This window comes from Bacillus sp. SRB3LM, assembly GCF_015712745.1.
Lineage (GTDB): Bacteria > Bacillota > Bacilli > Bacillales > Bacillaceae_G > Bacillus_A > Bacillus_A thuringiensis_K.
Map to the genome: position 1 here is coordinate 119454 of NZ_VWVQ01000017.1, position 20266 is coordinate 139719.

Consider the following 20266-nt stretch of genomic DNA (forward strand, 5'->3'; position numbering starts at 1 on the left):
TTTATTTTTATCCATCATACCTTATTTTTTAACAAATGATAAGTTTTCTGTACAATTTGTTTCACAAAAATAGTATAGCATACCTCCTCCTTTTCTAACAACTTAATTGTATATCACATTAAACTTAATGTGATATATTTTTTAACTGAAAGATATATTAATACATCACATTTAAAACTACTTAAAAATAAAAAACACATCATGCTCTAAGCACAATGTGTTTTTATTTTACAACTACAAGATGTGGTCCATTTTGTTCTCTTTCTTTCATTACACCATTCTGTTGTTTCTCTTGTCGTTTCACGTGACTAGCAATATTGAGTAGTATTCCCATTGCAAGTAGATTAGCTATTAAGGAACTCCCGCCATAACTAATAAACGGTAAAGGTACTCCCGTAAGCGGTATTAATCCAGACATACCACCAACATTAACAAAAGTTTGTACTCCTATTAAACTTGCAATTCCGATTGCAATTAAACTTCCAAAAGGATCGTTACATTTTTGAGCAATCCTGAATGAACGAATAATAATAAGTAGCAAGCAAATTAAAATAATAGCTACACCAATAAAACCTAATTCTTCAGATATAATAGCCATAATAAAATCTGTTTGCGGTTCTGGTAAATATCCATATTTTTGCACACTATTTCCTAATCCTCTACCATTAAGCCCTCCTGAAGCAATTCCAATAAAAGAATTTACTAATTGGAATCCATCATTTTGAGGATCATTGAATGGATCAAGGAAAACTGAAAAACGTGCCTTTTGGTATCCACTTAATTTATAATTAGCCAAAAAATATAGAGCTGGAATCCATACTATAGAAGTTAAAACAATTCGTTTAATCCATAAATTAATCCGTACTCCTGAACAAAGAAACATAATCCCTACTGTTGCTGCAATTAACAAATCGGTACCTAAATCATTTTGCTTTAAAATTAAAAACATTGCCATTCCAACAAAACCAAGTGTAAGTCCCGACCCTTTAAAAACAGGTGTATTTGTCTCTTGTCTCCTTGCAAAAAAGCGAGCTAATATAATAATAATCGATAGTTTAACAAATTCAGCGGGCTGTATACCTAATATCCAACCTTTTGCACCATTTATTTCCTTACCAAAAATCAAGGCTGCTGCTAGTAAAGCAATACTCCCTAGCCCCATCGCCGATAAAATTATTCGTTTCCTCCAAAACTTATAAGGTAACGAAGCTACAATCACTAACAATACCGTTCCGATAGCTAAAGTTATTAATTGTTTTTTAAAAAAGTAATTTGCCGGCCAGTTATGCCTCGAAATCGCAACAATGGAACTAGAACTATATACCATTATTACTCCCAGTACACATAAGATAACAAGAGGAAGTAATAATGAATAATCCATTGATTTCCATACTTTTTTCATTTCATTTCCTCTTTCTGTTTCAATTTAATTATTGTTGTATTCCATATGTACATTGATTCTTCCTGCTTTATTATACAAATAAAAAGCTCAAACTAATTTAGTTTGAGCCCCCTTATTTGAACCCGTTATTGTTGTTTGTTTGTAAACGCTTCATGAAGTGCAGATAACTCACGTTCGAGCTCACCTAACATTGCTTTCCCTTGTTCTTCTGCAATAAGACCAAGGCGAACTGCAAAATCGACCTCGCGGGATAGTCCAAACATTTGTGTGTCTAACACTTCTTCATATAATGGACATTGCGGCATTGTAAGATGGTCCATTTGCACCTTAATAAGTCTTAAAATCTTCTCTGCATCCGCTTGTAGAAGGGCTAGTGCCTTTTCCTGATGATTTGCTACTGTCTCAGACGCCAAATTGATTCCCTCCGTTTCCGTCCTACTCTCCTATATCCTATCTATTAATATTAGCGATAGTTTTAATAAATTGCAATAGAAACATTTTTTGTGACAACAGTGTCTAATACTATTATACTGAAAAGTGGGAGTATAACACAAATGGGGGAACAACAATGAGCGAAATTTTATTTATTAACGGAAAAGTACGTTTTCCAATTACTATTGATCCAACTGTTTGGATCTTTGATGATCGAAAAGTAGATTTGACAACTTACTTTGATGAAACTAGAGAAAACACGTCTGAACTAGAAACTTATTTAAAAAACACTTCAGAACATTGGGATCGCGAAATCCGTGATGGTGCCGCTTTTCCCCCAATACAGCAAAGTGTGAAGAAATATAAAAAAGAACAGCTGATTACTGGAACATTTGGTATACCACTTCATCCATTCCTTGCTAACGCTGAAATTTTAGAGGACGCTACGCAAGTTGAAATTGAAACAGTAGAACAAACATTAATACTTCCATTAGAAACTGTCGAAAATGCTATTCTTGGTTTTTCAAAAGAAGGGAAGCCATTAAAAGAGGATGGACCTGTTCATCTATATTACAATGATGGATCTAATAGACAAAATCCAATCCGTAACATCCGTAAATTTACAATTATTTAAAGAAAAGGAGTGAGCTTAAGCTCACTCCTTTTTACAATAAATCTGCTGCTAGTTGAGCTAAATTAGATCGCTCCCCTTTAACAAACTTCACATGACCACTAATACGCTGTTCTTTAAACTTCTCTACAACATACGTTAAGCCATTATTATATTCATCTAAATATGGGTGATCAATTTGCTGAGGATCTCCCATCAATACAATCTTACTCTTTTCCCCTACCCTAGTTAATATCGTTTTCACTTCATGCTTTGTTAAATTTTGTGCTTCGTCAATGATAATGAACTGATCTGGAATACTTCTCCCGCGTATATAAGTAAGGGCTTCTACTTCAATCGAACCCATTCCAGCTAAAATAGCATCTAACTCTCCTGGCTTTTTCGTATTAAATAAATACTCTAGGTTATCAAAAATTGGCTGCATCCATGGTCTTAACTTTTCTTCTTTTTCTCCTGGTAAATAACCGATATCTTTTCCGACTGGAACAATTGGTCTTGCCACAAGTAATTTTTTATATAATCCTAAGTCTTCTGTTTGCATAAGTCCCGAAGCTAACGCAAGTAACGTTTTTCCTGTGCCGGCTTTCCCCGTTAACGTTACAAGCGGAATATCTTCACGAAGCAACAATTCTAATCCCATAATTTGCTGCACGTTTCGTGGTCGTATCCCCCACACTTGTTCATTGTGAAAAATAAGTTTCTTTACCTTTTTACCTAAGTGATCCACAATGCCAAGCGCAGAACTAGAGCCTCCCAATGCATCTTTCATTACTACAAATTGATTTGGGTAAAAAGGATGATTCGCAATTTCAGATAGAGGCAATTCACCTTTCTCATAAAAATAATCCAATTGTTCTTTTGATATATATCCTTCTAAAAAGCCAGAATATATATTTTCTACTTCAATTACGCGATCACTTAAATAATCTTCAGCCTTCAAACCAATTGCATCAGCTTTTACCCTTACGAGTACATCTTTACTTACTAAAATAACAGACTTCCCGTCCTCTTTTTCCTGTTCTTCTAAAGATAGATTTTTTGCTACAGCTAAAATTCGATTATCATTTGTTTTTTCTACAAAAATATCTTGTAGTTGCACAAATGAACGATGGTTCAATTCAATACGAAATGTTCCGCCGTTTTCTAGCGGGATACTTTCATGCAGCTTTCCTATTTCACGAAATTTATCTATTAACTTAGATACATAACGAGCGTTTCGTCCTACTTCATCCATATAACGTTTTTTCGAATCAACCTCTTCTAATACAACTGCTGGAATCACTACTTCATTGGTTTCAAATGAAAAAATAGATAAAGGATCCTGCAAAAGTACATTCGTATCTAACACATAAATTTTATCCAACCTGTTACCCCCTGACTCCACTTTTAAATTTGTAGAACAAGGGTTTCATCCATAAAATATGGACGAACCATTGTTATAATTATATGTACCGTGTAAACGAGGTAGAATCGAAAATCATAGTCATTAAACCTTTTATTTATTCTTTATTCATTTCTATTCAATATATTACTTTTTATTATAATTATTAACGTTAAATCACAATAACCGATTACAAAAGTGAATAAACGAATTTCCTATTTAGCATCTTTATAATTCTCTTATCCCTACTAACACTTCATTATCCAGCTTTTTCGCTGCCCGAAGATCATATGTTTTTTCATATGTTGGTTCAATTGCAAGTTTCGCTCCATAAAACATAACATCACGCACTTCTTGCACATTTACTTCTATTACAGTTAATTTTAGAGAAATACCTTCCATTCTATCTGTCAAAATTTCACTTGCACCACTTATAGAAAATACGGATTCATTCGCCATTATAGTCAATACCACACCTGTATTATGACGTATATTTTCCACAATACGTGAACGTTGATCTACTGCAAATCGAATACTAGTTTTACTCACTGCATACACCCAAGAAATAGCACTTACGTTAGGAACTTGTTTTTCGAAATCTGTCGTTGCTATCATAACAATACACTCTTTACGCAACGTTTGTACTAAATCCTCTGTTAAGGTAGGCTCTACTACATTCGCCATATTTTCACCTCCAAACATACTTGGTATATCCTTATCATAACTTATTTTTTGAATTGCGAAAATATTATTTTTTCCCGCTATTATTCAAAAACATTATACTTCCATGATATACTTATACTGATAGAATTCGTATTGAGGTGACGAAATGAGAGTCAAATGTATGATTTGTGATAAAAAAGATATGTTAGATGATGAAAATCCTATGGCAAAAAAACTGCGTAATCGCCCTATTCATACATATATGTGCATGGAATGTTCGGAACGAATTGCAGAGCGTACAATGGAACGTCATGCAAGTGGTAATTTCCGATTATATCGTGATAAAAAAATCGAAGATGATTGGTAAAATGTAAATAAGTCCTTACTCATATAGATAAGGACTTATTTATATTTTTCTGGTTCACGATTCATCTGATCCAAAAAACAATCAATGGCTTCTAACGGAAACCTTGCTGATTTCCGTTCTCCATTTATTTCATATGTAATTAAATACATTTCCTCGTTCTTTTCGACTTCCACATTTCTTAATTTATGTTCTTCATATATCATATTTTGAAATAACAAATATGTTTCTTTTGCAGCACTATCATTTGGACGTGCTTCCGCAACTGTTTTAATTGTTAACCAATTATATAGTGCATCTTGTACTGAACGCATGAAAACTCCCCTTCCTCAGCCTGCTTTTTGTTGTTTCGCTTGACGCAAACGCAATCTATAAATTCCAAGTACAATTGCCGCTACAACTAGTCCTTCTCCAACAGGTAAAAACACAGCAAAAAAGGTTAATACTGTACATCCAATTGCTAATGATATGTATATCACAATATTTTTTAGTACAGACAACTTTCTAGCAAATCCTAAATTATAAACGAGACCACTTAATATAATAATCGTCCCATAAAGTAACCACATTCCTAACTCTGGATTTTCATCTACCTTACACAATTTTGCAAAAAAAGACATCCTTTCTAACACACTCTTCCCCCCTAGCAGTAAAATGCAATTTTCTTTATATACTTAATACAAGAGTAACTCGCAAAAAAAATACTGTCCACAAAAATGAGTAAATATTCTAAAAAATAAACAAAATAAAAAAACAACGACCTTTATAAAGGTCGTTGTTTTTTTATTTTTACGCTTCAACAGATTTCTTTTTCTTAGCAGCTCTTTCGCGCTCACTCTTATCAAGAATCTTTTTACGTAGACGAATTGATTCTGGAGTTACTTCACAGAACTCGTCATCGTTTAAGTACTCTAATGATTCTTCTAAAGTCATTAGGCGTGGTTTCTTCATTGTTGAAGTTTGATCTTTCGTCGCAGAACGAATGTTAGTTTGTTGTTTCATTTTCACAACGTTAACTGTTAAGTCGTTCTCACGAGTGTGTTCTCCTACAATCATACCAGCATATACTTCTGTACCTGGTTCAACGAAGATTACACCACGGTCTTCAACTTGCATAATACCGTATTGTGATGCTTTTCCTGTTTCAAGTGAAACTAGAACACCTTGACGACGTCCACCAACTTGTCCAGCGTGTACTGGTTGGTAGCAATCGAATGTATGGTTTAAAATACCGTAACCACGAGTTAATGTTAAGAATTCTGTTGTGTAACCAATTAAACCACGTGCTGGAACCATGAAAGTAAGGCGAACTTGACCGTTTCCGTTATTCACCATATCTAACATTTCACCTTTACGTGCACCCATAGATTCCATAATAGAACCAGTGTATTCTTCAGGTACATCGATTTGTACACGCTCTACAGGCTCACATCTTACGCCATCAACTTCTTTAATGATTACTTCTGGCTTAGATACTTGTAATTCATAACCTTCACGACGCATGTTTTCAATTAAGATAGATAAATGTAGTTCCCCACGTCCAGATACGATCCACGCATCAGGAGAATCTGTATTATCTACACGTAAACTTACATCTGTTTCTAATTGTGAACGAAGACGCTCTTCAATTTTACGAGATGTAATGTATTTACCTTCACGACCTGCAAATGGGCTATTATTTACAAGGAACGTCATTTGTAGTGTTGGCTCATCAATACGTAATAATGGTAACGCATCTTGATGTTCAACTGGACATACTGTTTCACCTACGTTAATGTCTTCCATACCAGAAACGGCTACTAAGTCCCCTGCTTTTGCTTCTTCAATTTCTTGTCGTTTTAATCCCATGTAACCGAATAATTTCGTTACGCGGAATTGCTTCACGCTTCCGTCTACTTTCATTAAAGCAACTTGTTGTCCAACCTTCATTGTACCGCGGAATACGCGACCAACTCCAATACGTCCAACGTAGTCGTTGTAATCAAGAAGTGCTACTTGGAATTGAAGTGGCTCTTCGCTGTTATCAATTGGTGCTGGAATATGTTCGATAATTGTATCAAATAATGATTTCATATTCTCTTCTTGATTTGCTGGGTTTGAATCTAAGCTTGCTGTTCCGTTCATTGCTGATGCAAATACAACTGGGAACTCTAATTGATCTTCGTTTGCACCAAGCTCAATGAATAAGTCGATTACTTCATCAACTACTTCATCTGGACGAGCGAAGTCACGGTCAATTTTGTTTACAACTACGATTGGAGTTAAGTTTTGCTCAAGAGCTTTCTTTAAAACAAATCGTGTTTGTGGCATACAACCTTCATATGCATCAACAACAAGTAAAACACCATCAACCATTTTCATGATACGTTCTACTTCTCCACCGAAGTCAGCGTGACCAGGTGTATCTAAAATGTTAATTCTTTTATCTTCATAGTGAATCGCTGTATTTTTCGCTAAAATTGTAATACCGCGTTCTCTTTCTAGATCATTTGAATCCATTGCGCGTTCTTCAACGTGTTCGTTCGCACGGAAAGTCCCCGCTTGACGTAATAACTGGTCAACAAGTGTTGTTTTACCATGGTCAACGTGGGCAATAATTGCTATATTACGTAAATCTTGTCGTTTTTTCAACATGTCCAACTCCTAATGTCTTTTTAATCCTTCTCTATTATAAGAGCGAAGGGGATACAATAGCAATTAAAATAAAAGCAAGAATGAAAATATAGTTGTATTCTTACTTTTGTGAAAGTAAAATGAGATTGGAGGGTGAAGAAATGGAACACATTCAATATCGCTTTTTATTAACTGCAATTATCGGTGTTATTTTCTTAATCGGTATCGGCATTATGATTGCTGAAAATAGTCCAATCGGTATTATTATTTGCATTATCGGCACATTTGTTACAGTTGGATACGGTTTTGTAACAAAAAGAAAAATGCGCAAATCACAATAACGCTAAAAAGTAAGAAGCTTATACACAGCCTCTTACTTTTTTTGTTGCTCTCATATAAACGATAACACTTCTTCATACACTCCTGGTTTTGCAACTAACACACTGCTCTTCTCTATGATAGAAAGTGGCGCTCCAGAGAATGTCGTCACCTTACCTCCAACTTCTTCTACAATTATCTGTCCTCCGCCAAAATCCCATGGTGATAATCTCGGCGTTATATATGCATCTATTCTTCCTGTTGCAACGTATACCATCTCTAACGCTGCACAGCCATATGATCTTGTGCCCCTTGCTTTCTTAACAAGTGCCATCATACTTTCCATATTAAGCAATGGATTATCTGTAAGCCATATCGCATTTAAAGCTACAATACCTTCCTCTACAGTTCCTTTTTTCAGTGGAGGAATTGATATATCATTACAAAAAGCTCCAGATCCCTTGACTGCATGATATAGTTCATCATGCACTGGATCATATATAAGTCCAATCTTTCCGATACCGTTCTCATAAATCCCAATTGAAATTGCAAAATTTCTTTTTTGATGAACAAAGTTCATCGTGCCGTCAATTGGATCAATTAACCAAACAACCCCGTCAGAAGACGTTATCTCGTCTCCATAACCCTCTTCTCCTAAAATACTATGATTCGGGAATGTTTCTTTAATTTTCCCAATTAAAAACTGTTCTATCTCTCGGTCCATATTTGTAACTAAGTCAGCTGCATTTGATTTTGTTTCTATAATAAGTGCTTTTTTCATTGATGCCATTAAATGCTCTCCTGCATCCCGAATCCACCGTTTGGCGTGTGCATCAATGTCTTTCCATACTTCTTGCATGTTTAAACACTCCGATCTATACTGTTCACAGAAAAAACGAACCCTTTATAAGGTTCGCACCAACTAATTTTTTATACATATACTATTATTACGCTTCTAAACGAATCATTTCAAGTCTTAACACTTCTAACTTTTGTACACACTCTTCTTTTTTCTGTTTATCATCTTCCATCATCGCATCATATAAAGTTGCTAATTCATAATCTAGCTCCAAACGTAGCACCGGTATTCTCTTTTCAGCATCTGTTCTCTTTAACGCATTAATCACCTGTCTCATATTATTTGCCTCCTCCCAATATTCGTCTGCCCTCGGACTAGAATTAATTCAATTTTCTGATTTTTTGTTTTATACTATACTATGTTGGATAAATCATCTATGCAACAAAATTATATTTTTTTATTTAAATTTTTTTGTGCTGTTTTTTTTATGAATAGTACAAGCTATGCTAAAATAAAAGCAAAATAGGAGTTGGAGGAACAATCATGACAATACAAACATTCAAGTCAACTGATTTTGATGTCTTTACAGTTGATGGTCTCGAAGAACGAATGAGTGCAATTAAAACGAACATTCATCCTAAGCTAGAAGCTTTAGGGGAACAATTTGCAGAATACTTATCCAAACAAACTGATGAGAACTTTTTTTATCATGTTGCAAAACACGCACGCCGCAAAGTCAATCCACCAAACGATACTTGGGTTGCTTTTTCAACAAATAAACGAGGATATAAAATGCTACCGCATTTCCAAATCGGCTTATGGGGTACTCATGCCTTCATATACTTTGGTTTAATCTATGAGTGTCCACAAAAAGTTGAGACGGCTCATGCCTTCTTAGAACATTTAAATGATTTAAAAACAAATATTCCAAATGACTTCGTTTGGTCCATTGACCATACTAAACCAAGTGTGAAATTACATAAAACACTTGAAACCGAAGACTTACAAAAGATGATTGAACGACTAGCTACTGTAAAAAAAGCAGAATTATTAGTTGGTATTCATATATCACCAGAGGAGTTTTCAGCAATGACCAACGAACAATTCCTTGCTAAGATTGAATCTACGATGCAATCACTCCTTCCTTTATATGCACTTTGTAATCGATAGTAGAAAACGGACAATTTATATTGTCCGTTTTTAGTTGTTATCACATTATATCACTTCAGTTTTTATTTTTCAAAATATTTTTTACATTTTTACAAGCTTTTGTTCTTCGACTTCTTTCGCCCTTTGAATAGCACGATATATAGAGTATCCACTTACTTCTTGAAATTCTTTATCAATTTTCTTTTCTTCTGCTTTCGATGGAACAATCTCTTTAAAACGACGATATAAACCCATTAATTCTTCTCTTACAATCCCTTTTTCATAAGCTTTCTCAATCGCTTCATAAAACTTAACAATTGTAACCATTTCCTCATTTGACCAATCATAATCTAACGGATATTGATATTCCATTTCGCACCTCATTTATCATTTCTTCTTGTTTCATTATGCTATCTTAAAGAGAATATTTTATTCTTCATTATAGCCACTCTGCATTATACACTATTTATTCATTTTAATGGAATTGTCTTCCTCTATTCATTAGTTGAGGCTAACTATTAAACATACTCACCTTAAAAACATTTTTTTCTATACATCTATAATTATTGGTGATATAATGCTTTTGTTTTATAGAAAATAAAGTGAAGCTACCATCTCAAAAACGATTTTTTGAATGGCAGAAAAACAAGCCTTATTCTAAAAAAGACTAAACTTTTTTAGAGCAGGATTATATAAAACAAATTACACTAAATATTATGAAGAAGAAGGGGTGTATAGATTGTCCCAATACGAAACACCATTGTTTACCGCTTTAGTTGAGCACAGTAAGCGAAATCCAATTCAATTCCATATTCCTGGTCATAAAAAAGGACAGGGCATGGATCCTACATTTCGCGAATTTATTGGGCATAATGCATTAGCAATTGATTTAATTAATATTGCGCCACTCGATGATTTACATCATCCAAAAGGTATGATTAAAGAAGCACAGGATTTAGCAGCCGCTGCATTCGGTGCAGATCATACTTTCTTTTCTATTCAAGGTACAAGTGGCGCTATTATGACAATGGTGATGAGCGTTTGCGGTCCTGGTGACAAAATCCTAGTACCACGAAACGTGCATAAATCAGTAATGTCAGCTATTATTTTCTCAGGTGCAAAACCAATTTTCATGCATCCTGAAATCGATCCGAAGCTCGGTATTTCTCATGGAATCACAATTCAATCTGTCAAAAAAGCACTTGAAGAGCACTCAGATGCAAAGGGCTTACTTGTTATTAACCCAACGTACTTTGGGTTTGCTGCAGACTTAGAACAGATTGTACAATTAGCACATTCTTATGACATCCCTGTACTAGTTGACGAGGCTCATGGTGTTCATATTCATTTTCACGATGAATTGCCGATGTCAGCGATGCAAGCTGGGGCAGATATGGCAGCAACAAGTGTTCACAAATTAGGAGGCTCTTTAACTCAAAGTTCTATTCTTAATGTGAAAGAAGGCTTGGTGAATGTAAAACATGTCCAATCTATTATTAGCATGCTTACGACTACATCAACTTCTTACATCTTGTTAGCATCCCTTGATGTTGCGAGAAAACGTCTTGCTACAGAAGGAACAGCACTCATAGAACAAACAATACAATTAGCTGAACATGTTCGTGATGCTATAAATTCTATTGAGCATCTTTACTGTCCTGGAAAAGAAATGTTAGGTACAGATGCTACCTTTAACTATGATCCTACAAAGATAATTGTATCTGTAAAAGATTTAGGTATTACCGGCCACCAAGCTGAAGTATGGCTTAGAGAGCAATATAACATTGAAGTAGAACTCTCAGATCTATACAACATACTATGTCTTATCACTTTGGGAGATACAGAAAGTGATACAAATACACTTATTGCAGCATTACAAGATTTAGCAGCAACATTTAGAAATAGGGCAGATAAAGGTGTTCAAGTACAAGTAGAGATTCCAGAAATTCCAGTGCTAGCACTTTCTCCCCGAGATGCTTTTTATTCGGAAACAGAAGTCATTCCATTTGAAAATGCAGCGGGTCGTATTATAGCTGATTTTGTTATGGTTTATCCGCCAGGGATTCCAATCTTTACTCCGGGGGAAATTATTACACAAGAAAACTTAGAGTATATTCGTAAAAACTTAGAAGCAGGTTTACCTGTACAAGGTCCTGAAGATATGACATTACAAACATTACGTGTTATTAAAGAGTACAAGCCTATCAGTTGATAGGCTTTTTTTTCACCTTTTCTCCTTTTCTTCATACGATACTAAAGAATGTAACGTATAGGTGGGGATACTATTATGATTGTAATAGGCCGTTCTATTGTACATCCTTATATTACAAATGAATATGAGCCATTTGCAGCAGAGAAACAACAAATTTTATCAATAATGGCAGGAAATCAAGAAGTTTATTCCTTCCGAACAGCTGATGAACTCAGCTTTGATCTCAATTTACGAGTTAATATTATTATCTCTTCACTAGAGCTTTTTCAAAGTGGGTTTCAGTTTCGTACATTTCAACAATCCTTTTGCAACCCCCAGTATTGGAAAAGAACATCCCTTGGAGGATTCGAGCTTCTTCCAAACATACCACCTTCTATTGCCATACAAGATATTTTCAAAAACGGAAAACTATATGGAACTGAATGCGCAACCGCTATGATCATTATTTTTTATAAAGCTTTACTATCATTGTATGAGGAAGAAACTTTCAATCGTCTATTTGCAAACCTTTTACTTTACACATGGGACTACGATCAAGATCTAAGACTCATAACAAAAAACGGTGGCGATCTTGTTCCAGGTGACCTCGTTTACTTTAAAAACCCACAAGTGAATCCAGCTACGATTGAGTGGCAAGGAGAAAACACAATCTATTTAGGAAATTTCTTTTTTTACGGACATGGCGTAGGTGTAAAAACAAAAGAAGAAATTATTTATTCATTAAATGAACGACGAGTTCCTTACGCTTTTATTTCAGCTTTCTTGACCGATACTATTACCCGTATCGATAGTCGTATAATGAGCCAATACGCTTCTTCTAGTACACCACAGACCTCCATAAGCTTTATTCCGATTAGGGATGATGCAATCGTTGCAACAGTTGGTCATACAACTACAATTTATTAAAAAAGCGCCTACACATGTAGGCGCTTTTTCTTATTATTAAGCTTTTGTATGTTCTTTATGGTCACATTCGCAATGAGATCCACATTTCCCGTATAGTACTGTTGATTTTTCATCTTCAAAATGTCCAATTGTTCCTTCACATACTTGGCATACGATTGTTCCCATTTTCATTTCCCCCTGAGTTTTAATAGTAATCTATTTATTTATCATTAAGCTTTCGCATTATCTTTTCTAGCACAGTCACAATTTGTTCCACATTTTCCGTAAAGTACTGTCGTTTTCTCATCTTCAAAATGTCCGATTGTTCCTTCACATACTTGGCATACGATTGTTCCCATTTTCATTTCCCCCTAAGTTTATGGTCCTAAAAACTTTTAGCTGTCCATTTCCTATCAATTATTGGGCTTTTGTATGCTCTGTGTGATCACATCCGCAAGATCCACATTTCCCGTAAAGTACTGTTACTTTCTCATCTTCGAAGTGTGCAATTGTACCTTCACAATCTTGACATACGATTGTTCCCATTTTTCATTTCCCCCTAAGTTTATAATCCCAAAAACTTTTTGTAACCGCTTAACTTTCTGTCTTTATTTTAATATGTTATACTTTTTACGTCAATAGGTTTTTAGTATAACACATTAAATATTTTCAATTTAAATTAGTATGCAATATTCAAATGAAAAAACAGCCATATTTATAAGTACGACTGTTTCACATTAATTATTCTTCATATTCCGCATGTAAAGAAGTTGACGGAACTAGAAATTTGAAAAATTGAGCTAACTCCTTTGCTTCCTCTTCTGATCCTAATTTAAAAATCTCCTGTATATATTGAACATTCTCTACATCATCTCGTCCGAGTAAAGTAGACCTTCCTGTTTGCATACAAACAATGAGCGGCTTTCCAAAAAACATATTTGTATAAATAACACCAAAATCATAACGTGTATCATGTGTCATAAACCCTAAAAATCGTACCTTCACACTTTCATGCTCATCATACAATTTTTCAAACATTGGTTTCCACCTTTCTATATCACGTTTCATTACTAGTATATTAAACAAAACATGTAATACTCCTTTTAATTGTCAAAAAATTCAGTAGGATGTAGAATGATAGTATTCTACTAAGTTAGGGGGAACTTATATGCAACACGCCTTTATTACGCTTGTACCTAAATCCAACCAACAATCAGTTTCAATAGATGATATAAAACAACTTTTTCATTATTATAAAACAGTTACTTCTAAAACTGGTGCCCAAATTAATTACACGTATACAAATACCGCTTTTCCTTATGAAATTTTAGATACATCTACAACAACATTAAAACTTCAATCCAATCACGACCGCTATGACTCAATTTATATTGGTGTTGGTATAGAAAATGAACAATCTTTCATCCAAGTTTCTTTACCACCTAATGCAACATTTGGTGACAAAGGGAAAGCAAATGAATTTTGCCGTTTTTTAGCGAAGAAATTAGAAGGAGAGTTACAATTATTTAATGGAAGAACAATGTATTTTTATAAACGCTAATTTAAAAAATAGATAATATGATTAAAAATAGTATACAATTTGAACATGTAAGAAATAAAGCTTGCTTTCTCACGTGCAATACAAAATATGCTATTACATAGGCTAGATATAGGAATACGAAAAAAAGAATAACTTTATAATGAAACTTATCACCATTCGATAATGTTAATACAGTGGAAAAGCCACTCCATAGTAGTAAATGATAAAATATAACATGTAATATTTTCATGGAACCTTCTCCTTTGACATGCTCTATTTTATTAATATATGGGGTTAAGTTTGAATCAATTACATATTATAGGATGATATACATTACCTTTGAAGTAAGTTACGCCTGAATCATTTGTTAAAGTATTATATATTCATTCGACAAGTACGTTTAAAGACCTTGCAGGTCATTTGATGAAAATAAAAATAGCCCCTCTCTTACAATAAGAGAGGGGCTATTTACATTACTTAATTATTTTACAATGTGAATTGGCATTCCAAGAGCAACTTCAGCTGCTTCCATTGTGATTTCACCTAATGTTGGGTGAGCATGGATTGTTTGAGCGATATCTTCAGCTGTCATTCCAGCTTCGATAGCTAAACCAATCTCAGAGATAATATCAGAAGCACCTGCACCTGCAACTTGAGCACCTACAAGAAGACCATCTTCTTTACGTGTTACAAGTTGTAGGAAACCGTCAGTGCTGTTTAATGATAATGCACGACCGTTAGCAGCGAATGGGAACTTAGATACAGTTACAGTCATTCCAGCTTCTTCAGCTTGTTTTTTAGTGTAACCAACAGATGCTAATTCTGGATCAGTGAAGCATACTGCAGGAATTCCGATGTAATCGATAGCTGATGCATGGCCACTAATTGCTTCTACAGCTACTTTACCTTCGTAAGAAGCTTTGTGAGCTAATGGTGGTCCAGGAACGATATCACCGATTGCATAGATGTTTGGTACATTTGTACGACATTGCTCATCGATTTCGATGATGCCGCGGTCAGTCATTTTAACTCCAACTTGCTCAAGACCGATTTCTTGAGTGTTTGGACGACGACCTACAGTTACTAATACGTAATCTGCTTCTACAGTTTGGATTTCACCGTTAACTTCAAAGCTAACTTTTACGCCAGTTTCTGTTTCTTCAACGCCTTTAGCCATAGCTTTTGTATGGATATTTACGTTACCTTTTTTCTGTAGAGCACGTTTAACAACAGAGCTCATAGCTTTTTCGAAACCAGCTAAGATTTCGTCGCCAGCTTCTACTACAGTAACTTCTGTACCGAAGTTAGCATATGCAGTACCTAATTCCATACCGATGTAACCGCCGCCGATTACAACAAGTTTTTTAGGAATTTCAGGTAAGCTTAAAGCACCTGTAGAGTTGATAACACGTTTAGAGTATTTGAATCCTGGAATTTCGATTGGTGTAGAACCAGTTGCAAGAACAGCATTTTTAAACGTATAAGTTTGAGCTGCATCTTCAGTCATAACGCGTAATGTATTAGCATCTACAAAGTAAGCTTCACCGCGAATGATTTCAACTTTGTTACCTTTAAGAAGGCCTTCAACACCGCCAGTTAATCTCTTAACTACGCCGTTTTTCCATTCTTGAACTTTTGTAAAGTCAACTTTTACGTTTTCTGCAGTAATACCCATGTCATCAGAATGCATTGCATTCTCATAACGATGACCTGCATTGATTAACGCTTTTGAAGGAATACATCCAACGTTTAAGCATACGCCACCAAGGTTAGCTTTTTCAATGATTGCTACCTTTTGACCTAATTGTGCTGCACGAATTGCCGCAACGTATCCACCAGGACCTGCACCAACAACGACTGTATCTAATTCAATTGGGAAATCTCCTACTACCATTGTTATTACGCCTCCATTACTAATAATTGTGGGTCATTCAATAGACGTTTAATTTGGTTTAACGCTTTTTGAGCAGTTGCACCGTCAATTAAACGATGGTCAAAGCTTAGAGATAATGCTAATACTGGAGCTGCAACAATCTCACCGTTTTTCACAACTGGTTTTTCAGCGATACGGCCGATACCAAGGATTGCTACTTCTGGGTGGTTGATAACTGGAGTGAACCATTGTCCACCTGCAGAACCAATGTTTGTAATTGTGCAAGAAGCACCTTTCATTTCAGCTGGAGCTAGACGACCTTCACGTGCTTTACCAGCAAGATCATTGATCTCGTTAGAAATTGTGAAGATAGACTTACGATCTGTATCTTTAACAACTGGTACTAATAGACCTTTGTCTGTGTCAGCTGCGATACCGATGTTGAAGTAATGTTTATGAACTACTTCTTGAGATGCATCATCTAAAGAAGTGTTTAACATTGGGTATTCACGTAATGCAGATGTTAAAGCTTTAACAACGTACGGAAGGTAAGTTAATTTAATACCTTTGTCAGCTGCTACTGCTTTGAACTTCTTACGGTGAGCAACAAGTTCTGTTACATCTACTTCGTCCATTAATGTTACGTGAGGAGCTGTGTGTTTAGAGTTAACCATTGCTTTCGCAATCGCTTTACGGATACCACTCATTTTCTCACGAGTTTCTGGATATTCACCAGCTGGGATTGGTTGTGCTTTTGGTGCTTCTTCTTTCGCTGCTGCTGGAGTAGCTTCTACTGCTGCTGGAGCCTCAGTTGCTGCTACAGTTTGTCCACCATTTGCAAATGCATCGATGTCAGCTTTTACGATACGGCCATTCTTACCAGTACCAGATACTTTATGAATGTCTACACCTTTTTCACGAGCGTATTTACGAACAGATGGCATAGCGATTACGCGCTCATTTACTACTTCTGCAGTTGCTGCTGGAGTAGCTTCCGCTGCTGGAGCTTCTACTGCTGCTTCTTCAGCTTTTGGAGCTTCATCATGATCGTCACCTTTAAATTTAAGGTTTTCGTATCCAGGAGCATCAAATTTAATTAATGTATCTCCTACGATTGCAACTGTTCCTTCTTCTACAAGTACTTCAAGTACTTTACCTTTAACAGGAGAAGGGATTTCTACTACTGCTTTATCATTTTGTACTTCAAGAAGTACATCGTCTTCGTTTACTTCATCGCCTGGTTTAATAAACCATTTTACGATTTCACCTTCGTGGATACCTTCACCGATATCTGGTAGTTTAAATTCAAATGCCACGGAATTCAGCCCCCTGATTCATTTCATTATTATGGAATATGTACAAAAGAAACCAGCATGTGCTGATTTCTTTTGCACATGAAAAGCTAAAAATTAGAAGTTCATTACTTTGTTTACAGCTTCAACAATATCTTTGTGGTTTGGTAACCATACGCTCTCTGCTTGAGAGAATGGGAATACTGTATCAGCAGCTGCAACACGTACAACTGGAGCTTCTAAGTTTAAGATTGCACGGTCGTTAATTTCCGCTACAACGTTAGCTGCAATACCAGCTTGTTTTTGAGCTTCTTGAACTACAACTACGCGACCTGTTTTTTCAACAGAAGCGATGATTGTTTCGATATCTAATGGTTGAACTGTACGTAAGTCAACAACCTCTAAAGAGATACCTTCTTTTTCAAGTTCTTCAGCAGCTTTTAATGCAGCGTGAACCATAGCGCCATAAGCGATAACAGATACATCTGTACCTTCACGTTTGATATCAGCTTTGCCTAAATCAATTGTGTAATCACCTTCTGGTACCTCTTGACGGAATGAACGGTACAATTTCATATGCTCTAAGTAGATAACTGGATCGTTGTCACGAATCGCAGAGATTAAAAGACCTTTAGCGTCGTATGGAGTAGATGGAATAACAACTTTTAGACCAGGTTGTTGAGCCACTAATCCTTCTAAGCTATCAGCATGTAGTTCAGGAGTATGAACACCACCACCGAATGGAGAACGAACTGTTACTGGAGCAGTCCAACGTCCACCAGAACGGTAACGCATACGAGCTAATTGACCAGAAATTGAATCCATTACTTCATAAACGAAACCGAAGAATTGGATTTCTGGAACTGGACGGAATCCTTCAAGTGCAAGACCAACTGCAAGTCCACCAATACCAGACTCTGCAAGTGGAGTATCCATTACACGATCTTCACCAAATTCAGCTTGTAAACCTTCAGTAGCACGGAATACACCGCCGTTTACACCAACGTCTTCACCAAATACAAGTACGTTAGGGTCATTTTTCATTTCAACGCGTAAAGCATCAGTGATTGCTTGAATCATTGTCATTTGAGCCATGGCTTACTTCGACTCCTTTTCTTTGTAGATTTCATATTGTTCAGCTAAGTTGTAAGGCATTTTTTCGTACATGATTTCCATTAAATCAGTTACTTTTTGTTTTGGAGCTTGGTCAGCCTTAGCAATTGCTTGTTTGATATCTTCTTTTGCTTCTTCGATTACTGTCTCTTCAACTTCTTGAGACCATAGGCCTTTAGCTTCTAAGAACTTACGGAAGCGTACGATTGGGTCTTTTTGTTCCCATTCGTTTTCGATATCTTTTGTACGGTAACGAGTTGGGTCATCACCAGCCATTGTATGTGGACCGTAACGGAATGTTAAAGTCTCGATTAAAGTAGGGCCTTCGCCATTTACTGCGCGCTCACGAGCGAAAGCAGTCGCTGCGTATACAGCTAGTGGATCCATACCGTCTACTTGAATTCCGTAAATACCTGCTGCTACTGCTTTTTGTGCTACAGTTTTAGCTGCAGATTGCTTTTCTACTGGAGTAGAGATTGCATAACGGTTGTTTTGAACAACGAAGATTGCTGGAGCTTTAAATGCACCTGCAAAGTTCATACCTTCGTAGAAGTCACCTTGTGAAGCACCACCGTCACCAGTGTAAGTAATTGCAACAGATTTTTTACCACGTAGTTTCATACCTAACGCAACACCAGCAGTTTGGATGATTTGCGCACCGATAATGATTTGTGGAGCTAATGCATTTACATTCTCAGGCATTTGGTTACCCATGAAGTGTCCACGAGAGAATAAGAATGCTTGGTATAATGGTAATCCGTGCCATACTAATTGTGGTACATCACGGTATCCTGGTAAGATGAAATCTTCTGCTTCAAGTGCGAAATGACTTGCTAATTGAGAAGCTTCTTGTCCAGCTGTAGGTGCGTAGAAACCTAAACGTCCTTGACGGTTTAAAGAAATAGAACGTTGATCTAATACGCGAGTATACACCATACGACGCATTAATTCTTTTAATTGATCATCAGATAATTCAGGCATAGCTGCTTCATTCACAACTTCACCGTTTTCATTTAAAATTTGTAATGTTTCAAATTGAGCTGCGATAGCTTTCATTTGCTCATCAACATTAAATAGGGTCTTTTTTGTTTTAGTACCCATTCCGTTCACCTCTTCCTCTCTTGAACCATATTCTGAAACGCTTTCACTGGCTATTTTCCAGTTTAAAAAGCGCAACGATGTAAACCAACATGTTTGTCTGTCGGTTGAGAATAATTTTGTGTACCTAACAATCTGTACTAATGTTTTTTCAGAAACATATTAATACAATCTTGATCACGTTTTTTAGTTTACAACTATTCTAATTACGATGTCAATTACTTTGAATACGTTTTTTTATAAATAATATGCAGGTTTCTACTACACAAACGTGTTTTTATTTTTTACATCTGTATTAGTAAGCATTGACCTACTGTTATATTATTCCCTTTTTCACTTATTTTTTCTCTTAGAATAATATGTAAACGATTTAATTCTCTTTAGTTTTTCTCTCTTCGTAACAAAAATATACAAACTACTCTTCCTTTTTTAGGTAAATACCTATACATTTCCACCCTCTCTTCCATACATTATAGTAACCGCAGTATTAGCGGGAAATGA

26 protein-coding genes are annotated in these 20266 nt (G+C 35.7%); 7 read left to right on the top strand and 19 right to left on the bottom strand.

Translation table 11 applies throughout. The annotated features are described in order from the left end of the window. Positions 1 to 223: 223 nt before the first annotated feature. Positions 224 to 1402 (bottom strand): FtsW/RodA/SpoVE family cell cycle protein, encoded by a 1179-nt coding sequence (locus F3I02_RS11505; protein ID WP_000758409.1) that lies wholly within the window; start codon positions 1400 to 1402, stop codon positions 224 to 226. Positions 1403 to 1527: 125 nt separating this feature from the next. Continuing rightward, positions 1528 to 1815, bottom strand: a complete 288-nt coding sequence (locus F3I02_RS11510) for an Fpa/YlaN family protein (protein ID WP_000135694.1) — start codon at positions 1813 to 1815, stop codon at positions 1528 to 1530. Positions 1816 to 1970: 155 nt separating this feature from the next. Between F3I02_RS11510 and F3I02_RS11515 the strand changes: the two genes are divergently transcribed. Then, positions 1971 to 2468 carry a hypothetical protein gene (locus F3I02_RS11515; RefSeq protein ID WP_001289812.1) on the top strand — a complete coding sequence of 166 codons (498 nt, stop codon included), beginning with the start codon at positions 1971 to 1973 and terminating at the stop codon, positions 2466 to 2468. A 31-nt stretch (positions 2469 to 2499) separates the two neighbouring features. On the opposite strand, the gene F3I02_RS11520 is transcribed toward F3I02_RS11515, so the two are convergent. Then, positions 2500 to 3828, bottom strand: coding sequence for a PhoH family protein (locus F3I02_RS11520; RefSeq protein ID WP_000358083.1), 1329 nt, complete (start codon positions 3826 to 3828; stop codon positions 2500 to 2502). A gap of 246 nt (positions 3829 to 4074) precedes the next feature. Beyond that, positions 4075 to 4530, bottom strand: coding sequence for a pyridoxamine 5'-phosphate oxidase family protein (locus F3I02_RS11525; protein ID WP_000024598.1), 456 nt, complete (start codon positions 4528 to 4530; stop codon positions 4075 to 4077). 145 nt (positions 4531 to 4675) lie between these two features. Between F3I02_RS11525 and F3I02_RS11530 the strand changes: the two genes are divergently transcribed. After that, positions 4676 to 4876: a YlaI family protein gene (locus F3I02_RS11530; protein WP_002082250.1), complete on the top strand. Its 201-nt coding sequence runs from the start codon at positions 4676 to 4678 to the stop codon at positions 4874 to 4876. A 35-nt stretch (positions 4877 to 4911) separates the two neighbouring features. Here F3I02_RS11530 and F3I02_RS11535 read toward each other — a convergent pair whose 3' ends face one another. The 3 genes from F3I02_RS11535 to typA form a co-directional block, all read right to left on the bottom strand. Further along, entirely contained in the window at positions 4912 to 5187 is a 276-nt protein-coding gene (locus F3I02_RS11535) for a hypothetical protein (RefSeq protein WP_001258154.1), read from the bottom strand. Between the two features lie 15 nt (positions 5188 to 5202). After that, entirely contained in the window at positions 5203 to 5505 is a 303-nt protein-coding gene (locus F3I02_RS11540; RefSeq protein WP_000893665.1) for a YlaH-like family protein, read from the bottom strand. A 157-nt stretch (positions 5506 to 5662) separates the two neighbouring features. Next, positions 5663 to 7507, bottom strand: coding sequence for a translational GTPase TypA (gene typA, locus F3I02_RS11545; protein WP_000914762.1), 1845 nt, complete (start codon positions 7505 to 7507; stop codon positions 5663 to 5665). A 140-nt stretch (positions 7508 to 7647) separates the two neighbouring features. On the opposite strand from typA, the gene F3I02_RS11550 reads away from it, so the two are divergent. Further along, entirely contained in the window at positions 7648 to 7827 is a 180-nt protein-coding gene (locus tag F3I02_RS11550) for a DUF5325 family protein (RefSeq protein ID WP_000400127.1), read from the top strand. A 50-nt stretch (positions 7828 to 7877) separates the two neighbouring features. Here F3I02_RS11550 and F3I02_RS11555 read toward each other — a convergent pair whose 3' ends face one another. Beyond that, positions 7878 to 8663, bottom strand: a complete 786-nt coding sequence (locus tag F3I02_RS11555) for an inositol monophosphatase family protein (RefSeq protein ID WP_001158708.1) — start codon at positions 8661 to 8663, stop codon at positions 7878 to 7880. Positions 8664 to 8751: 88 nt separating this feature from the next. Then, entirely contained in the window at positions 8752 to 8940 is a 189-nt protein-coding gene (locus tag F3I02_RS11560; protein ID WP_001250164.1) for a hypothetical protein, read from the bottom strand. A 206-nt stretch (positions 8941 to 9146) separates the two neighbouring features. On the opposite strand from F3I02_RS11560, the gene F3I02_RS11565 reads away from it, so the two are divergent. Then, complete coding sequence (locus F3I02_RS11565) at positions 9147 to 9773, top strand: YktB family protein (protein WP_000155317.1); 627 nt, start codon at positions 9147 to 9149, stop codon at positions 9771 to 9773. Positions 9774 to 9854: 81 nt separating this feature from the next. Here F3I02_RS11565 and F3I02_RS11570 read toward each other — a convergent pair whose 3' ends face one another. Continuing rightward, positions 9855 to 10124: a UPF0223 family protein gene (locus F3I02_RS11570; protein WP_000456557.1), complete on the bottom strand. Its 270-nt coding sequence runs from the start codon at positions 10122 to 10124 to the stop codon at positions 9855 to 9857. Positions 10125 to 10491: 367 nt separating this feature from the next. On the opposite strand from F3I02_RS11570, the gene speA reads away from it, so the two are divergent. Both speA and F3I02_RS11580 read left to right on the top strand, forming a co-directional pair. Continuing rightward, positions 10492 to 11964, top strand: coding sequence for an arginine decarboxylase (speA, locus tag F3I02_RS11575; RefSeq protein WP_000084899.1), 1473 nt, complete (start codon positions 10492 to 10494; stop codon positions 11962 to 11964). A 75-nt stretch (positions 11965 to 12039) separates the two neighbouring features. Then, positions 12040 to 12870 (top strand): protein-glutamine gamma-glutamyltransferase, encoded by an 831-nt coding sequence (locus F3I02_RS11580; RefSeq protein ID WP_000635343.1) that lies wholly within the window; start codon positions 12040 to 12042, stop codon positions 12868 to 12870. 36 nt (positions 12871 to 12906) lie between these two features. Here F3I02_RS11580 and F3I02_RS11585 read toward each other — a convergent pair whose 3' ends face one another. From F3I02_RS11585 to F3I02_RS11600, 4 genes are all read right to left on the bottom strand, one after another. After that, on the bottom strand, positions 12907 to 13035 hold the full coding sequence (locus tag F3I02_RS11585; RefSeq protein WP_000536796.1) for a GapA-binding peptide SR1P: 129 nt from the start codon (positions 13033 to 13035) through the stop codon (positions 12907 to 12909). 44 nt (positions 13036 to 13079) lie between these two features. Next, positions 13080 to 13208 carry a GapA-binding peptide SR1P gene (locus tag F3I02_RS11590; RefSeq protein ID WP_000536803.1) on the bottom strand — a complete coding sequence of 43 codons (129 nt, stop codon included), beginning with the start codon at positions 13206 to 13208 and terminating at the stop codon, positions 13080 to 13082. Between the two features lie 58 nt (positions 13209 to 13266). Further along, positions 13267 to 13395, bottom strand: coding sequence for a GapA-binding peptide SR1P (locus F3I02_RS11595; protein WP_000536778.1), 129 nt, complete (start codon positions 13393 to 13395; stop codon positions 13267 to 13269). 195 nt (positions 13396 to 13590) lie between these two features. Next, positions 13591 to 13887: a DUF3055 domain-containing protein gene (locus F3I02_RS11600; RefSeq protein WP_000462038.1), complete on the bottom strand. Its 297-nt coding sequence runs from the start codon at positions 13885 to 13887 to the stop codon at positions 13591 to 13593. A gap of 130 nt (positions 13888 to 14017) precedes the next feature. Between F3I02_RS11600 and F3I02_RS11605 the strand changes: the two genes are divergently transcribed. Beyond that, positions 14018 to 14410: a DUF1885 family protein gene (locus F3I02_RS11605; protein WP_001163299.1), complete on the top strand. Its 393-nt coding sequence runs from the start codon at positions 14018 to 14020 to the stop codon at positions 14408 to 14410. Between the two features lies 1 nt (position 14411). Here F3I02_RS11605 and F3I02_RS11610 read toward each other — a convergent pair whose 3' ends face one another. The 5 genes from F3I02_RS11610 to pdhA all read right to left on the bottom strand — a co-directional run bounded on the left by F3I02_RS11610 (position 14412) and on the right by pdhA (position 19768). Beyond that, a complete protein-coding gene (locus F3I02_RS11610; protein WP_000697469.1) occupies positions 14412 to 14639 on the bottom strand; it encodes a hypothetical protein in 228 nt (75 codons plus the stop codon). Between the two features lie 231 nt (positions 14640 to 14870). Beyond that, positions 14871 to 16283 carry a dihydrolipoyl dehydrogenase gene (gene lpdA, locus F3I02_RS11615; protein WP_196478011.1) on the bottom strand — a complete coding sequence of 471 codons (1413 nt, stop codon included), beginning with the start codon at positions 16281 to 16283 and terminating at the stop codon, positions 14871 to 14873. Between the two features lie 5 nt (positions 16284 to 16288). Then, a complete protein-coding gene (gene pdhC / locus F3I02_RS11620; RefSeq protein ID WP_000863422.1) occupies positions 16289 to 17578 on the bottom strand; it encodes a pyruvate dehydrogenase complex dihydrolipoyllysine-residue acetyltransferase in 1290 nt (429 codons plus the stop codon). Positions 17579 to 17671: 93 nt separating this feature from the next. Then, positions 17672 to 18649, bottom strand: coding sequence for a pyruvate dehydrogenase complex E1 component subunit beta (gene pdhB, locus F3I02_RS11625; RefSeq protein WP_000068168.1), 978 nt, complete (start codon positions 18647 to 18649; stop codon positions 17672 to 17674). Between the two features lie 3 nt (positions 18650 to 18652). Continuing rightward, positions 18653 to 19768, bottom strand: coding sequence for a pyruvate dehydrogenase E1 component subunit alpha (gene pdhA / locus F3I02_RS11630; protein WP_000536895.1), 1116 nt, complete (start codon positions 19766 to 19768; stop codon positions 18653 to 18655). Positions 19769 to 20266 lie beyond the last annotated feature (498 nt).

Coding starts and splice junctions, on each gene's coding strand:
- F3I02_RS11505 (WP_000758409.1), bottom strand. CDS start 1,402: ATGAAAAAAGTATGGAAATCAATGGATTATTCATTATTACTTCCTCTT.
- F3I02_RS11515 (WP_001289812.1), top strand. CDS start 1,971: ATGAGCGAAATTTTATTTATTAACGGAAAAGTACGTTTTCCAATTACT.
- F3I02_RS11525 (WP_000024598.1), bottom strand. CDS start 4,530: ATGGCGAATGTAGTAGAGCCTACCTTAACAGAGGATTTAGTACAAACG.
- F3I02_RS11530 (WP_002082250.1), top strand. CDS start 4,676: ATGAGAGTCAAATGTATGATTTGTGATAAAAAAGATATGTTAGATGAT.
- F3I02_RS11535 (WP_001258154.1), bottom strand. CDS start 5,187: ATGCGTTCAGTACAAGATGCACTATATAATTGGTTAACAATTAAAACA.
- typA (WP_000914762.1), bottom strand. CDS start 7,507: ATGTTGAAAAAACGACAAGATTTACGTAATATAGCAATTATTGCCCAC.
- F3I02_RS11550 (WP_000400127.1), top strand. CDS start 7,648: ATGGAACACATTCAATATCGCTTTTTATTAACTGCAATTATCGGTGTT.
- F3I02_RS11555 (WP_001158708.1), bottom strand. CDS start 8,663: ATGCAAGAAGTATGGAAAGACATTGATGCACACGCCAAACGGTGGATT.
- F3I02_RS11560 (WP_001250164.1), bottom strand. CDS start 8,940: ATGAGACAGGTGATTAATGCGTTAAAGAGAACAGATGCTGAAAAGAGA.
- F3I02_RS11565 (WP_000155317.1), top strand. CDS start 9,147: ATGACAATACAAACATTCAAGTCAACTGATTTTGATGTCTTTACAGTT.
- F3I02_RS11570 (WP_000456557.1), bottom strand. CDS start 10,124: ATGGAATATCAATATCCGTTAGATTATGATTGGTCAAATGAGGAAATG.
- F3I02_RS11580 (WP_000635343.1), top strand. CDS start 12,040: ATGATTGTAATAGGCCGTTCTATTGTACATCCTTATATTACAAATGAA.
- F3I02_RS11585 (WP_000536796.1), bottom strand. CDS start 13,035: ATGGGAACAATCGTATGCCAAGTATGTGAAGGAACAATTGGACATTTT.
- F3I02_RS11590 (WP_000536803.1), bottom strand. CDS start 13,208: ATGGGAACAATCGTATGCCAAGTATGTGAAGGAACAATCGGACATTTT.
- F3I02_RS11595 (WP_000536778.1), bottom strand. CDS start 13,395: ATGGGAACAATCGTATGTCAAGATTGTGAAGGTACAATTGCACACTTC.
- F3I02_RS11600 (WP_000462038.1), bottom strand. CDS start 13,887: ATGTTTGAAAAATTGTATGATGAGCATGAAAGTGTGAAGGTACGATTT.
- F3I02_RS11605 (WP_001163299.1), top strand. CDS start 14,018: ATGCAACACGCCTTTATTACGCTTGTACCTAAATCCAACCAACAATCA.
- F3I02_RS11610 (WP_000697469.1), bottom strand. CDS start 14,639: ATGAAAATATTACATGTTATATTTTATCATTTACTACTATGGAGTGGC.
- lpdA (WP_196478011.1), bottom strand. CDS start 16,283: ATGGTAGTAGGAGATTTCCCAATTGAATTAGATACAGTCGTTGTTGGT.
- pdhB (WP_000068168.1), bottom strand. CDS start 18,649: ATGGCTCAAATGACAATGATTCAAGCAATCACTGATGCTTTACGCGTT.
- pdhA (WP_000536895.1), bottom strand. CDS start 19,768: ATGGGTACTAAAACAAAAAAGACCCTATTTAATGTTGATGAGCAAATG.